Genomic DNA, 15,142 nt, shown 5'->3' with positions numbered 1-15,142 from the left:
CTCCTTAGGATTCCTCAGTACTCACGCGGCACTTGAGTCTGCTGGCGAGGCAATCCCCACACACGCACCATGCGTGAAGGCCTCGCACGGAGGGGAATTCTGTGTTTTCTGTGTTTTCTGCGTCCGCAGCGTCTGCTTCGCCGTCCACTGCGGCGACGGAGCACTCCGCACGGGGCCGAAGCCGGGGTCGGATGCGCGACCAGGCGCCGGACCGGAGCCGGAGGGACCGCCGAGGACACGGCCTCGCACGGTGGGCCGCCGCGGCGCTGGCGTCCGGTCTCGTCGCGGCCGGCACCCTCGCCGGTGCGACGACGGCGGCAGCGGAGGAGACCGGTCAGCACCAGGGGGGCGCGACCGCGGTCCTGGACGGTCTGAAGACCTTCGACCGCGCGCTGCTCCACACCGGCGGTGAAGGCGGCCAGGAGCGCACGACTCAGGAGCTTCCCGCAGGTCTGTTCGAGATGACCGTCGAGGGCGGCGGCCGGCTCAAGACCTACTGCATCGACATCCACAACCCCACCCAGGACCAGGCGAAGTACCTCGAGACCCCCTGGAACCAGACCTCGCTCGGCGCGAACAAGAACGCCGGGAAGATCCGCTGGATCCTGCAGCACTCCTACCCCCAGGTCGACGACCTCGCCGCGCTCGCCGACAAGGCCGGCACCGGGCCGCTCACCGAGCGGACCGCTGCCGCGGGCACCCAGGTCGCCATCTGGCGCTACTCGGACGACGTCGAGGTCGAGGCCGCCGACAAGCAGGCCGAGAAGCTCGCCGACTGGCTGGAGGACGAGGCCGTCAACATGACGGAGCCCAAGGCGTCCCTCGCCCTGGACCCGGCCGCGGTCTCCGGACGGGCGGGCGGGCGGCTCGGCCCGGTCACGGTCCGCACCGACGCGGGCCAGGTCTCCGTCGCGCCGCCCGCCGACGCCGCGGCCAGCGGGATCACCGTCACCGACAAGGACGGCAAGCCCGTCACGGAGGCGGTCGACGGCACCGGCCTCTACTTCGACATCCCCGAGGACACGGCGGACGGCTCCGCCGCGCTGACCGTCCAGGCGACCACCTCCGTGCCCGTCGGCCGGGCGTTCGCCGGGGTGACCAGGAGCCAGACACAGATTCTGGCCGGCTCCAGCGAGTCCACGGTCTCCGCGACGGCCACCGCGACCTGGGCCGAGACGGGCGCCGTGCCCGCTCTCACGGCGAAGAAGAACTGCGCCAAGGGCGGCGTGGACATCACCGCGGCCAACAAGGGGGACGCCCCGTTCACCTTCGAGCTCGTCGGCTTCGAGCACACCATCGAGGCGGGAGCCACCAGGACGGTGACGATCCCGGTCGCCGAGGACCAGGCGTACGACTTCACCATCACCGGGCCGGGCGGCTTCCGGAAGAACTTCAAGGGCGTCCTGGACTGCGCCACCGCGGGCAGTACCGCGACGGGTGACGGCGTGGGCACGCAGAGCGCCCAGCAGCCCGTGCCCGCCTCGACCGGCACCAGCTCCACCGGCATCGAGGGCGACCTCGCCGAGACGGGAGGGTCCAGTGCCACGCCGCTCATCGCGGGCATCGCCATCGGCCTCCTCGTCCTCGGCGGCGGCGCGGTCTTCCTGCTCCGCAAGAAGAAGCCGGCCGGCGAAGGCAACGACGGTGGAAACGCCGAGTAAGTGACCGCCCGCGCATCGTGACGATGCGCCGGTGACGGGCCCGGTGCGCACGCGCGCACCGGGCCCGGTGCGTTCCGGGCGGATGAACAGGGGGTGCCGGGGACCGGACTGGTTTCCTTCAGGGTGCGGACGTCAGGCAAGATGGGTGTATCTGCCCACACCTCTATTGCTGCCGGACGGTTTCTCTTGGCTGAGTTCATCTACACCATGCGCAAGACGCGCAAGGCGCACGGCGACAAGGTGATTCTCGATGACGTCACCCTGAACTTCCTGCCCGGCGCGAAGATCGGTGTCGTGGGACCCAACGGCGCCGGTAAGTCCACGGTGCTGAAGATCATGGCGGGCCTCGAGCAGCCGTCCAACGGCGAGGCGTACATCACGCCCGGCTTCAGCGTCGGCATCCTCATGCAGGAGCCGAAGCTCGACGAGTCGAAGACCGTCCTGGAGAACGTCCAGGACGGCGCCGCCGAGATCATGGGCAAGCTCAAGCGCTTCAACGAGGTCGCCGAGCTGATGGCGACCGACTACTCCGACGCGCTCATGGACGAGATGGGCAAGCTCCAGGAGGACCTGGACCACGCCAACGCGTGGGACCTGGACGCCCAGCTGGAGCAGGCCATGGACGCCCTGGGCTGCCCGCCCGGCGACTGGCCCGTCAACAACCTGTCCGGCGGCGAGAAGCGCCGTGTGGCGCTCTGCAAGCTGCTGATCGAGGCCCCGGACCTGCTCCTCCTCGACGAGCCCACCAACCACCTCGACGCCGAGTCGGTGAACTGGCTGGAGCAGCACCTGTCGAAGTACCCGGGCGCCGTGGTGGCCGTCACCCACGACCGGTACTTCCTGAACAACGTCGCCGAGTGGATCCTCGAGCTCGACCGCGGTCGCGCGATCCCCTACGAGGGCAACTACTCCACGTACCTGGAGCGCAAGGCCACCCGCCTCAAGGTCGAGGGCCGCAAGGACGAGAAGCGCCAGAAGCGGCTCAAGGAAGAGCTTGAGTGGGTCCGCTCCAACGCCAAGGGCCGGCAGACCAAGTCCAAGGCACGCCTCGCTCGTTACGAGGAGATGGCGGCCGAGGCGGACAAGATGCGGAAGCTGGACTTCGAAGAGATCCAGATCCCGCCGGGCCCGCGTCTCGGTTCCATCGTCGTCGAGGTCGAGAACCTCTCGAAGGCCTTCGGCGACAAGGTCCTCATCGACGACCTGTCCTTCACGCTGCCCCGCAACGGCATCGTCGGCATCATCGGCCCGAACGGCGCGGGCAAGACCACGCTGTTCAAGATGATCCAGGGCCTGGAGACGCCGGACTCCGGCGCCATCAAGGTCGGCGACACGGTCAAGATCTCCTACGTCGACCAGTCCCGCGCCAACATCGACCCGAAGAAGACCCTCTGGGCCGTCGTGTCGGACGAGCTGGACTACATCAACGTCGGCCAGGTCGAGATGCCCTCGCGGGCGTACGTCTCCGCGTTCGGCTTCAAGGGCCCGGACCAGCAGAAGCCGGCCGGGGTCCTGTCCGGTGGTGAGCGCAACCGCCTCAACCTGGCGCTGACGCTCAAGGAGGGCGGCAACCTGCTGCTCCTCGACGAGCCCACCAACGACCTCGACGTCGAGACCCTGTCCTCGCTCGAGAACGCGCTGCTGGAGTTCCCCGGTGCGGCCGTGGTCATCTCCCACGACCGCTGGTTCCTGGACCGCGTCGCCACGCACATCCTGGCGTACGAGGGCGACTCCAAGTGGTACTGGTTCGAGGGCAACTTCGAGTCGTACGAGAAGAACAAGATCGAGCGCCTGGGTGCGGACGCGGCCCGTCCGCACCGTGCCACGTACAAGAAGCTCACGCGAGGCTGATCGTGGCTCGTCACATCTACAGCTGCCCGCTGCGCTGGTCGGACATGGATGCCTTCGGCCACGTGAACAACGTGGTCTTCCTCCGCTACCTGGAGGAGGCGCGCATCGACTTCATGTTCCGGCTGGCGCCGGGGGACGGTTCGCCGTCCTTCGCCGGCGGGTCCGTCGTGGCACGGCACGAGATCGACTACGTGCGACCGCTGGTCCACCGGCACGCGCCGGTGACCGTCGAGTCGTGGGTGACGAAGATCGGTGCCGCGTCGCTGACGATCGCCTACGAGATCAAGGACCCCGAACAGGTCTACGTGCGGGCGTCGACGATAGTCGTGCCCTACAACCTGGTGGAGGAGCGGCCCCGGCGGATCACCGCCGAGGAGAAGCTCTTCCTGCAGGAATACCTCGATCAGGAGCCTGCCGCCGCATGACGGTGCCCGTACGGTCGCTGCAGTTCGCCGACGCGAGGGAGGCGGCGGATCTCGCCGCCTTCCTCGGCAGGCTGCTCCACTACGACCGGGCCGCCGCTGTCCGCCTCCAGGCGGGCGGCGGCGCGCTGGCGGTGTTCGGCCGGCCGCCGTCGTTCGAGGTCCTCGCGATCCGTACGGCCCGGCTGTCCGGCACGCACGACTTCGACACCACCGTCTCGGCCGGTGAGCTCCTCGAGTCCCTGGACACCGGGGAGAGCGACGGGGGGAGCGCCGGATCGGGCGACCTGCCCGCACCCGTGACCGGTCCGCCGTGGACCGGAGTGCTGCCGCCGCGCCGCGGCTGGGAGCAACGGCCCGGACTGCCGGGGCCGTTGGCTCTGCGCACCGCGCTCACCGAGGCCGTCGCGGAGTTCCGGGCGCGTGACGAGGCGCTGCCCGAGGACCGTCGTACCCGGGCGGAACGCGATCTGATCGGACGCGACATCTGGTCCCGCACGGTCGGCGACACCGAACTCCCGCTGCGCGCCGTCCACGCCGCCCAGTCCCTGGGCTTCCTGAAGCCTGCCCCGGACTTCCCCGTCGCGCTGCTCGGTGCCGGATCGTGGCTGCGGCTGCGCACCCCGTTCGGCTCGGTCGCCCTCAGGGGCGCGGGCGGCGGACTCGGCGACCTCGCGGTGAGGGTCCGGACGGCCTGAGCCCGCGCACTACTCCGCCGGTGTGTCCTTCGGGCCGTCCGGCCACACCCCGATGTGGTCCTGCTCCAGCTCCAGCATCACCCGGTGCTCCATGCCCAGTGCCTCGGTGTAGTCGGCGGGCAGCTGCAGCCGGCCCGCCCGGTCGAGCATCGCGTACTCCCGCGCCACCTGCGACTCCTGGCCCGTCGCCGCGTCGACCTCCGTGCGCCGCAGCACCTCGGAGGACGTACGGCCGTCACGGATCGCGACCGTGCGGCGTACCTCACCCGCCACCGCGAGGTCATGGGTGACGATCACGATCGTGGTGCCGAGCTCCTCGTTGGCACGGCGGAACGCCGCGAACACCTGCTCGCCGGTGGCCGAGTCCAGCTCACCGGTCGGCTCGTCGGCCAGCAGCACCGACGGGTTGTTGGCCAGGGCCACGGCGATCGCCACCCGCTGCTGCTGACCCCCGGACATCTGCGCGGGACGGCGGTCGCGGCAGTCCGCCACATCGAGCATCTGAAGCAACGACTCGGCACGCGCGGCCCGTTCACGGTTCCGGCCGCCGCCGCGCAGCTGCATCGGAAGGGTGATGTTCTGGACGGCGGTCAGATACGACAGCAGATTGCGGGAGGTCTGCTGCCAGACGAAACCGACCACGTCGCGGCGGTAGCGCAGGCGCTCCTTCGACCCCATCGCCAGCAGATCACAGCCCGCGACCTTCGCCGACCCGGCGGTGGGCACGTCGAGGCCCGCCAGGATGTTCATCAGGGTGGACTTCCCGCTGCCCGAGGCGCCCACCAGCGCCATCAACTCGCCCTCGGTGACGAGCAGGTCGAGCCCCTGCAGGGCCTGCACCTCCACCCCGTCCGTGGAGAAGATGCGCACCAGCCGGTCGCAGGCGATCAGCGCGTCATGCCCGTACGACGGCCGGTCGCGGCGTACGGAGGCCCGCTGTTCGAGCTCCGCCAAGGTGGTCTCTGTCGACGACGTCATCGGGTGTCTCCTGCCCTGAGTTCCTTGATCGATCCACGGCGGCTCGCCCACCAGGCCTGGACGCCGGCCACGGCTGCGGCGAGGACGACCACCCCCAGCGCCGGAAGGGCCAGCGACCAGAGGTCGGCCCGCAGTGAAGCGGCGTTCGATGATCCGGATTCCCCGCCCGCCAGCGCCAGCGCGGCCAGGTCGACTCCGGGTGCCAGCAGGGCGATGGTCGTCCAGCCGACGAGGAGCCCGCCGAACGCGGCCAGCAGCGCCTGCGGCATGGCCTCGAACGCGAGCAGCCGCCGGCCCTGCCGGGTGGTGAGCCCCATGGTGCGCAGCCGGGCCAGCAGCGTCCTGCGCTCCGGTGCGGTCTGCAGCAGGGAGAGGAGCACGGCGAGCAGCGCGTATCCGGCGCCCGCCGCGACAGCCGCCCCGTAGATCCGCTCGGCGCCCGACTGCATCGGGGTGTCGACGAACACCTTGCGCTCCTCCGAGCGCAGCCGGACGGTGAACTGGCCCGCGCCCTGCGCGGCGGCCCGCAGCTCCTCGCCGTCCGCCGCCGCGCCCGTGACCATCAGCGTTGTGGGCTGCCGTGCCGGGAGCCCCGCGGAGTCGACGATCAGGAAGCCGGAATCGGTCACCGCGGACGTGCGCGAGCGGACGGCGGCGACCCGCACCGTGATGTCCCCGCCCTCTGACCGGATCGTGTGCGGCTCGTCGCCGAGCAGCTTCGCCACCTCGGGGGAAGCGATCGCGGGCAGCACGTCGTCCTGTCCCCGGCCGGCCTTCAGCAGGCCGACGGGCAACGCGGGCTGACCCGTCTCCCGGGCCAGCCGGGCGTACGAACCCGGCTCCACGCCCAGCAGGGTCGCCCGTTCGGTGTCACCCCTGACGTCCAGGTCGGCGGCCAGCGGAACGCTGTACTCGATGCGTACGGCCGCCACGTCCTGGACACCGTCCATGGCCCGCACCGAGCGGACCAGGCTGTCCGGGACCGCGGTCAGCCCGATGTTCTCGCCGCTGATCCGGGCGTCGGCACCGACCGCCCGCAGTGCCGCGGCGTCCCGCGCATCGGCGACCCCGGCCAGCACCGAACCACCGAAGGCCGCCGTCGTCAGAGCGATCAGCAGGGCCAGCAGCGGCAGCGTGCCGCTCGCGCCGGTCCGGCCGGCCCGGGCCAGCGACAGGAAGCCGACCGCTCCGCGCAGCCGCGCGACAGGGCGGGCCGCCAGCCGCAGCGGCAGCGGATAGAGCCGTACGAGAACGAGAGCGGCGATCAGACCCACCAGGACGGGGGCCGAGCTGACCAGCAGATCGGCGTCCGAGCCCGTTGTCGTACCCCGCCGGCGCAGGGCGGCGACCGCGCCGACCGCCAGGACGAGCAGGGTCAGTTCGGCGACCGTACGCCGCCGGGACGGCTTGGCGTCCACGACGTCCTCGCGGGCGCCGTGCAGCAGCGGCCTGCGGTGGTACAGCGTCGTGCGGAGCGGCAGCGCCACGCAGACCAGGACCGCGACCGAGGCGGCACCGACGACGGAGGGCAACCAGCGGGCCTCGCCGATGACGAGGACGGCCAGCAGCAGTCCGAGCGCCGCCGCGGGCAGGACGGCCACCGCGGTCTCGGCCAGCAGCCGGCCGCCGATGCCCCGCAGTGAGCCGCCCCGGGACCGCAGCAGGGCGAGTTCGCCGTGGCGGCGGGCGCCGATCAGCCCGCCGGTCATCAGCAGGACCACGGCGGCCACCGCTCCGATCCCCACGGCCGCGACCGTGACGACGGGGCCGATCGCCGCACGCATCGACGTGTAGGCGTCGAGGATGGCGTCCAGATCGGTGGTGAGCGTCGTGTTGGGCCCCGCGAGCGTGCGCAGTTCCAGCAGCTCGGGGCCGTTCTCCAGCGAGGCGACGGCGTCCCGGAGGCCGGGGACGTCGGTCGCGGTGAGTCCGGAGGGGTCCGGGGCGACGCGCCAGTACAGCTCCGGCTCGCCCGCCGTGTCCAGCAGCGCCGGTCCGGTGTCGGGAGCCAGGAGCAGCGTCCCCTGCCAGTAGAAGACCGGCGTCCGGGAGGCCGGGTCCGCGACCAGGGACGGGGCACGGTAGAGGGGGTCGACCGCCCAGTAGCCGCTCTTCGGCTGCAGCGGGGTCACGAGACCTGTGATGCGTACGGTCAGCGCTTTCCCGCCCTGGGTGGGCACCGAGAGGGTGGAGCCCACCTTCATCTTCAGCTCCGCGGCGGTTTCCTCGGTGACGGCCGCCTCCACCTCACGGGTGGCGGCCGTCACCTCGCCGTGTGCGACGGGCCATCCGCCCTCGGCCAGCCTGCTGTGCTCGCGCAGGCCCGACGGGGCCGCGTAGAACAGCTTGGCGGGCATCGCGTCCGGGCGGGGCAGCCAGGCCTCCTGCGCGACGATCGGCTTCGACGTGTGCACCCCGTAGGAGGAGCGCGGCAGATCGGCCCGTACGGGTGCGGGAAGACCCTTCACCAGCGCGCGGTCGATTCCGGCCAGGGTCTCCTCCCGCAGGGCCTGCTCACGCGCCGGGCGCGGTTCGGCGAGCGAGGGCGGGGGCGTGGTCACTTCGAGCACGCTCAGCCCGGGCGACGCGGTGCCGATGTCGTGGCGCAGCGCCTTCGTCTCGTACGCCTCCACGGAACGCGGGAACGCCGCGGCGAGGAACGCCGTCAGGAACACCAGGACCGCGAGGGCGGCGCTGATCCCCGGGGCCGTACGCAACCGCGTACGGACCCACGGGGCGCAGGCGGCCGGAATCTTGGCGGCGGTCATGTCAGTTGTCCCCCTGGTGGCGCAGCGAAACGGCGGGGTCGGTCCGCCGCAGCGTGATGGCGGCCACGATCAGCAGCGGGAACGCCGCGACGGCGGCCAGCAGCACGGCGACCTGACCGGCAGGCAGCAGCACCAGGACATCCGGCACCGGCCGTGCCGCCTGTCCCGTCAGCACCACGAGCGGCACCACGGCCCTGGTCAGTACAGCTCCCAGAGCGAGCCCGATCAGTACCGCGACGGCGATCAGGATCCCCTGCTCCGCGGCGACCATCCGGGCCAGCCTGCGGCGGGGCGTGCCCAGGGCCCGCAACACCGCGAACTCGGCGGACCGTTCGCGCTGCGAGCCCACGAGGCCGACCGCGTAGCCGACCGCGGCCAGCGCCGCGGCGACCGCGGCGACCGCCAGCAGCGCGGACTGCGGACCCGCTCCCAGCGGGTCGTCCGCCAGCTCCTCGGCCGTCTCGTCGCGCACCAGCACCTGGGCCGGGTCCGTACCCGGCAGCTTGCGCAGCTCGGCCGCCACGTCCGGCCCGTCGCCGGGTGCCGTGCTCAGCCACCACTCGGTGGGCGCCAGGGCGGCTCCGGGCCGGTGGGCGAGCACCTCGGACACGGCCCTGAGGTCCAGGAGCAGGCTCCCGCCGGGCTTCGTCGACGACTCCGCGCCGCTCACGGCCGCAGGAACACCCGTGGTGGGCAGCTGCCGCACCGCCTTCGCCAGGGTCACCCGGACCGTCCGGCCCGCCAGCGTGAGGTCGACGTCCTGGCCCAGCTTCGCCCCCGAGTACGTCAGGTACGCGTCGGTCGCCACCGCCTTCAGCGCCGGGGCCGGTGCACGGACCGCGGTGATCCGGAGCGTGCCGACCGGGCCGCCGCCGAAGAACGGCTCCGGCGTCAGGACGGCCCCGGTGCCGTACCCGAAGGAGGGAGAGGCACCCGATCCGGTCACCGTCCGCGGTGTCTCGCCCGGCCTCTGCTCCCCGGCCTCGGTCACGGTCGTGGCGGCCCGCCAGCGGACCCCGTCGGAGACCGGAACCGGCTGCTCGCTCCCACTGCCGGTCCGCGCCCTGAGCCCCGTCACCGAGACCAGCCGCTTCTCGGAGCGGTTCGCGGGCACATCGCCGTCCACCTCGAAGCCGGTCACGGCCAGTTCGCCCGACGGGGACACCGGGACGGAGACGGTGTGCTCGCGCCCGTCGACGGGAACGGGCCCGGCACCGATCCGGTAGCCGATGCCGTAGCGGTCCTCCAGCAGAACGCTGACCAGCGGAGCCGAACCGGCCGGCTTCCTCGACCCGGGCGCCGCTTCGTCGAGGATCCGGAGATCGAACACCGCATGTGTGCTGCCCTTCGGCAGCGTCACCCCGGTACGCGCGGCCTTCGGCGGGGTGATCGCGTCGAACACCTTCCGCGGTGCCGAGCCGGCGAGGTCCTCACGCATCAGCATCCGCTCGTCCGCGTGTGCGGTGTCCAGCGCCAGCACCTCGGCCGTCCGTCCGCCGGACAGTTCGGCCGTCGTACGGAACGCCGGAGCGGCCTCGCGCACGCCGGGCAGATCCGTGTACGGCGCCGCCTTCGCCGGGTCGTTGCCGAGCCCCGCCACGATCCGTACCGAAGCACCGGACCGGAAGTCGGCCTGGTCGCTCTGCGAGCGGTCCCACGAGGCGGCCTGGCCGATGGCCAGCATGCCCGTCGCCACGGCCAGCACCAGCAGCAGCACCGGCCCCGCACCGCGCAGGGGACGGCGGCTGAACTGCCAGCCGGCCAGCGCCGCGGACAGTCCCCGCCCGCCCGCCGCACGGCGCTCCGCGAGCCTCGCCGCAGGCGGCAGCAGCCGCAGAGTCAGGACGGTTCCCGCGAGGAGGGCGAGCGCGGGCGCGGCGACCAGCAGCGGATCGATGCCGAGATCGCCCTCCCGGTCGCCACTGAGCGCACCGCTGCCGGACAACCCGGTCTGCCGGTCCAGCTGCCAGTACGCCACACCGGCGATCAGCAGCAGCCCGAGGTCCGCGCCCGCGCGCACCGCAGGGGGCAGCGCCGCGGCGCGGGAGCCCCGCCGCCCGCCCGCGCTCGCGGCCAGCGCCGGTGCCACCACGGCCAGCGCGCAAGCCAGGGCGACGGCGCCGGCCACCAGCCACACCGAGCCGTTCACACCGTCGCCCAGCCGCAGGCCGATCCGGGTCAGCCCGCTCCGGTCCGCGAGCAGCCGGGTCAGCGGTCCGGCGAGCAGCGGGGCGACGAGAGCGGCCGGCACGGCGAGCAGCAGTGCCTCGGTCGCGGCCAGCGAGGCGATCCGGCCCCGCGAGCCGCCCCGGGCCCGCAGCAGTTCGGTCTCGCCGGCTCGCTCGCTGCTCAGCAGCCGGGCCACGAGCAGCAGGGCGTAACCCGCGAGCAGGACCAGCTGGACGGCGACGATCATGATCGTCGAGCGGGACACCAGCAGCGCCCGGTCGATCTGCTCGAGGACGGTGGGCAGCGAGGTCCGCACCGTGACCCCGCCGTCGAACACAGGGGCGGCCGACAGCGCCTTCGGACCGTCCGTCGAGGTGCGGTGCAGATCCCCGGTCCGGCCGGTGGTCACCGTACGGAAGTCGGCGCCGGCCAGCCAGGACACCCCGCCGGGACTGAGCCGGCCGGAGGTGAGCACCGCGGGGTCGGCGAGCAGGGGACCGTACGTGGTGAAGACGACCTTGCGGACCCCGCGCCCGCCGAGCGCGTCCAGCTGCCAGTACGGGTCGGCCTGGTCGGACACCTCGTACAGACCGGTGATCTCGACCCGGAGCGGTGCTCCGCCCAGCCGGTCGGCGAGGGTGAGCCGCGCGCCGGGCTTCAGCTTCAGTGCCTCCGCGACGGTACGGGGGAGCGCGACCTGCACCGGCCCGGCAGCGTCACCGGCTCCGGCGACAGGCATGCGCCCCTCGGCGAGGCGGACGCGGCTGCGGTCGAGCGAGGCGAGGTGGGTGAGGTCGGGTTCGCCGCGCCGCCCGGCCGGATCCTGGAGGCCGCGGGGCAGCGCGTACGGTCCCGAGGTCTCCAGCGTCCGCACGGTCACCGGCAGTCCGTCGAACGTCGCGCGGGCCGCCCTGCGGACCGTCTCGTCGGCCTCCTCACGCTGCTCGCGGTCCACCTCGGCGGACACGAAGAGCGAGGCGGACTCGGCGGAGCGGTGGGTCAGGGTGTGCCGCAGGGCGGCGTCCCCGACGGAACCGGAGAAGGCGGTCAGAGCGGCCAGCACACAGGTGGTGAGCAGCACGGCCAGGAGGGCGGCCGCGAGAAGCAGCCGGTGCGCACGCACACGCAGAAAGACGAACCCCGTCACCTGATCCCCCGAACCCTCAGCAGCCGCACGCCCCCCGACGTTCCCAGGATGCTTTCAGAGTGCACGGGCTCCTGGAAACCGCTTGCGGTCGCTATTGATGGGATCGTGACCGTTATCCGGCGGCGGAGCACCGGATTCCGCACGTGCGCGGCGAGAGGTTCTTCAGCCCTCGGTGTTGATCATCGAGGCGGCCGCGTAGGTGAGGTAGTCCCACAACTGCCGCTCGTGCGCGGGGGAAAGCCCGAGCTCGTCGAGCGCCACCCGCATATGGCCGAGCCACGCGTCGTGCGCCGCACGGTCCACCCGGAACGGAACGTGCCGCATCCGCAGCCGGGGGTGGCCCCGCTCGTCGCTGTAGGTGCGCGGACCGCCCCAGTACTGCATGAGGAACAGGGTGAACCGCTCCTCGGCCGGACCCAGATCCTCCTCCGGGTACATCGGCCTCAGCAGCGGGTCGTCCGCGACCCCCTGGTAGAAGCGGTGGACCAGGCGCCGGAAGGTCTCCTCGCCGCCGACCTGCTCGTAGAAGGTCTGCTCCTGAAGCGTGTCGCGCGGAATCTCTGTCACCCGTCCATGGTCGCAGACGCACCGGCCGGGTACCGGAGTCCTAGGACCCCGGCACCCGGCAGGCGGGAACCCGGCTCAGTCGCGGCGCACCGTGATCGTCGTCCAGGCCCCGACATGTACCTGGTCGCCGTCCTGGAGCGGGACGGGCACATAGGGCTGGATCGGATCCTCGGCGCCGTTGAGCGTCGTGCCGTTGGTGGAGTTCTGGTCGACGACGGCCCAGCTGCCGTCCGGCTGCTGCACCAGCACGGCGTGCTGGTGAGAGACGCCCGGGTCCTCCGGCGGCACGGCGAGATCGATGTCGGGGGACTCGCCGGTGCTGTGCCGGCGGCGGCCGATCGTGATCTGGCTGCCGGTGAGCGGAAGGTGCTGCTCCGGGGAGTACGCGGGCAGGTTGAGCCCGGTCGCCTCGGGGCCGCTGCGCTGCATCATCGCCAGGAAGTACTCGCGGTCCGGGGCGATCACGGCCGACCAGCTGACCGGCTGCCGGTTCTGGCCGGGAACAGGGCCGTGTCCCTGAGCCTGGCCGGGTCCCTGACCGGGGAAGTGCTGCTGGGGGGCCTGCGGTCCCTGCTGGAAGCCCTGCGGGGGTTGCTGCTGCTGCGAGGGCGGCGGCAGCATCCAGTCGTCCCCGCCGGTCTGCGGAGCCTGTGGCTGCGGCGGCGCGGACTGCTGCTGGAACGACGGGGGCGGCGGACCCTGGCGCTGCGGCTCGAACGGCGAGGGGTGACCCTGCTGTCCCTGAGGCCCCGGCTGCCCCTGCTGTCCCTGAGGCTCGAACGGCGAGGGCTGCCCGGGCTGACCCTGCTGCCCCTGCCGCTCGAAGGGGGACGACGACTGCTGCTGGAAGGAGGGCGGGGGCGGCGGGCCCTGCTGGAACGACGGGGGAGGCGGCGGGCCCGGCCGGCCTGCCTGCTCCGGTGAGAGCGGCTCGGCGGGCCTGTTCATCTGCGAGGGCCGCGAGCTCTGGTACTCGAACGGGTCGTGCTGCTGCGGAGGCTGCGGCGGGCCCTGCTGGGCCTGGAAGCCGGGCGGCAGATTCAGCCCGGGCACCGGGCCCCCGACGCCGCCCTGCGGGGCGAGCGGGGTGTACGACGTCGCCGTGTTCGTGAGGAAGTTCCAGCGGCACTCCTCACAGAACGGCGCCATCGCTTCACGCGGGGTGCGGCACTGCGGGCAGAGCTCGGCCTGGGCGGTCGGCTCCCCGGGACCCTGCGGGTACCCGTAACCGGGCGCGGGCGGCGGGGGAGGCGGCGGGGGGACCGCGCCCGCGGGCGCGCCCGCCCCGGCCATGCGATGTCCACAGACCTCGCACCAGTCCTCGGAACCCGACTGGTGTCCGTTCGGGCAGGTCGGCATGTCGGCGCTTCCCCCTCTCCTCGTCCGGCCCGGAGGCCGTCATGCTCGTAGGTGCGCCGTCAGGCCGGCCGGGTGGCCACCGCACGGCTGTTTCGCTGTCGTACGTACTGTTATTTCTTGACGCGAACGGTCTTGGTGGAGCGTGTTTCGAGTGTCATCTCGTCCGCTTCCGCCACCCTCGCTTTCAGTCGCACAGTACCGGTCGCCGCATCGACAACATCGACCACCTTCGAAAGCAGTTTCGCAGTATCCGCGTTTCCGGAGGCCGATGCGAGCTGCACCGCACGACCGAGTTTCGCCGTCGCGCCGTCGAAGTCTCCCGATTTGCGCGCGTCCAGGCCCTGTTGGATGACTTGCGCCAGTTCCGCCTGACCTGTGTAGTGGGCAACCTGAGGGTTGATGGACGTGGACGCCGCCATGTCGTCCGTCCAGACCGCCCGTACGAGGCCCTGGGACAGCGTCTGCGGGGCCTCGCCGGCCGAGGGGGCGGGAAGGATCAGCGAGACCCGGGCCGCCAGCATCTCCTGGCCGATGCCGGCCTCGGGAACCCGTACACACACGTGATAATCCCGGGACTCGTCGCCCCAGGAGCCCGTCGGATAGTCCCCGGCGCGGGGCCCCGCCACCGTGCGGCGGTCGGTCAGTTCGGCGACCGTGGGCGCCACCTGCTTGACGAAGCCGATCTCGACCCCGACGGGCGTCCAGAGCCGCAGCGCCACGTCCGCGACCTCCTTGCCCATCGCGTTCTCCATCATCTGCGTGAAGTCCGCGGCGAGTCCCGCCGGGTCGGCGACGATGTCCGCCGTGCCGAGCAGCGCGGAGGCGATGGCTGTGACCTCTTTCACTTCCCAGTCGGTGCCCACCCCACGGGCGTCACAGGTGAAGCGGCCCGCACACGCGTCCAGAGCCGCCCGCAGGTCCTCCGGCGACTCGTGCTCGTTACGGCCGTCGGTGAGCAGGATGCCGTGCCTGATCTCCACATCGGCCGCGCCCAGCAGCCGGTCGGCCAGCCGCAGCCACGTACCGATCGCCGTACCGCCGCCCGAACTCAGCCGCCGCAGGGCGTCCTTCGCCTGGGCCTTCGTCTGCGCGTCGGCGGTCGCGAGCCGTCCGTCGCCCGGGTACACATCCTTGGCCACATGGGTTCCGGCGACCACCGCGAACCGCGTGCCGTCACGCAGGGTGTCGATGGCCGCCGCCGTCGCGTCACGGGCGTTGCGCATCTTGGTCGGCGGGTACTCCATCGAGCCGGAACAGTCGACCATGAGCACCACCGCGGCGTCCGGCGCATGTCCCGCGGTGCGCGCGGACACCGCGGACGCACCGGTCAGCGGCACACGGCCGGTGGTGCCACCGCCCGTCGACGTCACGGTGACGATCGCGTTGACCTCGCGCCCGCCCTCGGGCAGATATTCGTTCTGGTACACCTCGACGGAGAACTGCGGCACGTTCGACTTGGAGAAGTTGGCCATCTGATCGGCTCCTTGAGGCTCCACGTATGTCAGATGAAGACAGGTATGCG

At 72.2% G+C, this 15,142-nt stretch carries 10 protein-coding genes; 4 read left to right on the top strand and 6 right to left on the bottom strand.

Annotation, left to right across the window (positions count from 1 at the left end):
* The first annotated feature begins 110 nt into the window (after nucleotides 1-110).
* The 4 genes from ACFW9O_RS10125 (at nucleotide 111) to ACFW9O_RS10110 (ending at nucleotide 4,632) form a co-directional block, all read left to right on the top strand.
* A complete protein-coding gene (locus tag ACFW9O_RS10125; protein WP_384607126.1) occupies nucleotides 111-1,661 on the top strand; it encodes a Cys-Gln thioester bond-forming surface protein in 1,551 nt (516 codons plus the stop codon).
* 186 nt (nucleotides 1,662-1,847) lie between these two features.
* The gene (gene ettA, locus ACFW9O_RS10120) at nucleotides 1,848-3,512 is read left to right on the top strand and encodes an energy-dependent translational throttle protein EttA (protein ID WP_329210991.1); all 1,665 of its coding nucleotides are present in this window, start codon (nucleotides 1,848-1,850) and stop codon (nucleotides 3,510-3,512) included.
* Nucleotides 3,513-3,514: 2 nt separating this feature from the next.
* Nucleotides 3,515-3,937, top strand: a complete 423-nt coding sequence (locus tag ACFW9O_RS10115) for a thioesterase family protein (RefSeq protein ID WP_329210993.1) — start codon at nucleotides 3,515-3,517, stop codon at nucleotides 3,935-3,937.
* Nucleotides 3,934-4,632 carry a hypothetical protein gene (locus ACFW9O_RS10110; protein ID WP_384607122.1) on the top strand — a complete coding sequence of 233 codons (699 nt, stop codon included), beginning with the start codon at nucleotides 3,934-3,936 and terminating at the stop codon, nucleotides 4,630-4,632. The genes ACFW9O_RS10115 and ACFW9O_RS10110 overlap by 4 nt, the downstream gene beginning before the upstream one ends.
* Nucleotides 4,633-4,641: 9 nt before the next feature.
* Here the strand turns inward: ACFW9O_RS10110 and ACFW9O_RS10105 are convergent, their stop codons facing one another.
* The 6 genes from ACFW9O_RS10105 to ACFW9O_RS10080 all read right to left on the bottom strand — a co-directional run bounded on the left by ACFW9O_RS10105 (nucleotide 4,642) and on the right by ACFW9O_RS10080 (nucleotide 15,092).
* On the bottom strand, nucleotides 4,642-5,610 hold the full coding sequence (locus ACFW9O_RS10105) for an ABC transporter ATP-binding protein (RefSeq protein WP_384607118.1): 969 nt from the start codon (nucleotides 5,608-5,610) through the stop codon (nucleotides 4,642-4,644).
* Nucleotides 5,607-8,378, bottom strand: a complete 2,772-nt coding sequence (locus ACFW9O_RS10100) for an FtsX-like permease family protein (RefSeq protein WP_384607115.1) — start codon at nucleotides 8,376-8,378, stop codon at nucleotides 5,607-5,609. Before ACFW9O_RS10100 ends, ACFW9O_RS10105 begins: the two co-directional genes overlap by 4 nt.
* A 1-nt stretch (nucleotide 8,379) precedes the next feature.
* Nucleotides 8,380-11,694 (bottom strand): FtsX-like permease family protein, encoded by a 3,315-nt coding sequence (locus ACFW9O_RS10095; RefSeq protein WP_384607112.1) that lies wholly within the window; start codon nucleotides 11,692-11,694, stop codon nucleotides 8,380-8,382.
* Nucleotides 11,695-11,856: 162 nt separating this feature from the next.
* Nucleotides 11,857-12,261 (bottom strand): globin, encoded by a 405-nt coding sequence (locus ACFW9O_RS10090; protein ID WP_329211003.1) that lies wholly within the window; start codon nucleotides 12,259-12,261, stop codon nucleotides 11,857-11,859.
* A 75-nt stretch (nucleotides 12,262-12,336) separates the two neighbouring features.
* Nucleotides 12,337-13,620 carry an FHA domain-containing protein gene (locus ACFW9O_RS10085; protein ID WP_384607109.1) on the bottom strand — a complete coding sequence of 428 codons (1,284 nt, stop codon included), beginning with the start codon at nucleotides 13,618-13,620 and terminating at the stop codon, nucleotides 12,337-12,339.
* 110 nt (nucleotides 13,621-13,730) lie between these two features.
* On the bottom strand, nucleotides 13,731-15,092 hold the full coding sequence (locus tag ACFW9O_RS10080; RefSeq protein WP_384607106.1) for a VWA domain-containing protein: 1,362 nt from the start codon (nucleotides 15,090-15,092) through the stop codon (nucleotides 13,731-13,733).
* Between the last annotated feature and the right edge of the window lie 50 nt (nucleotides 15,093-15,142).

The sequence above is a fragment of the Streptomyces sp. NPDC059499 genome, from assembly GCF_042749285.1.
GTDB lineage: Bacteria > Actinomycetota > Actinomycetes > Streptomycetales > Streptomycetaceae > Streptomyces.
Note: the sequence above shows the minus strand (reverse complement) of the source record. Positions and strands in the feature narration are given on the sequence as shown.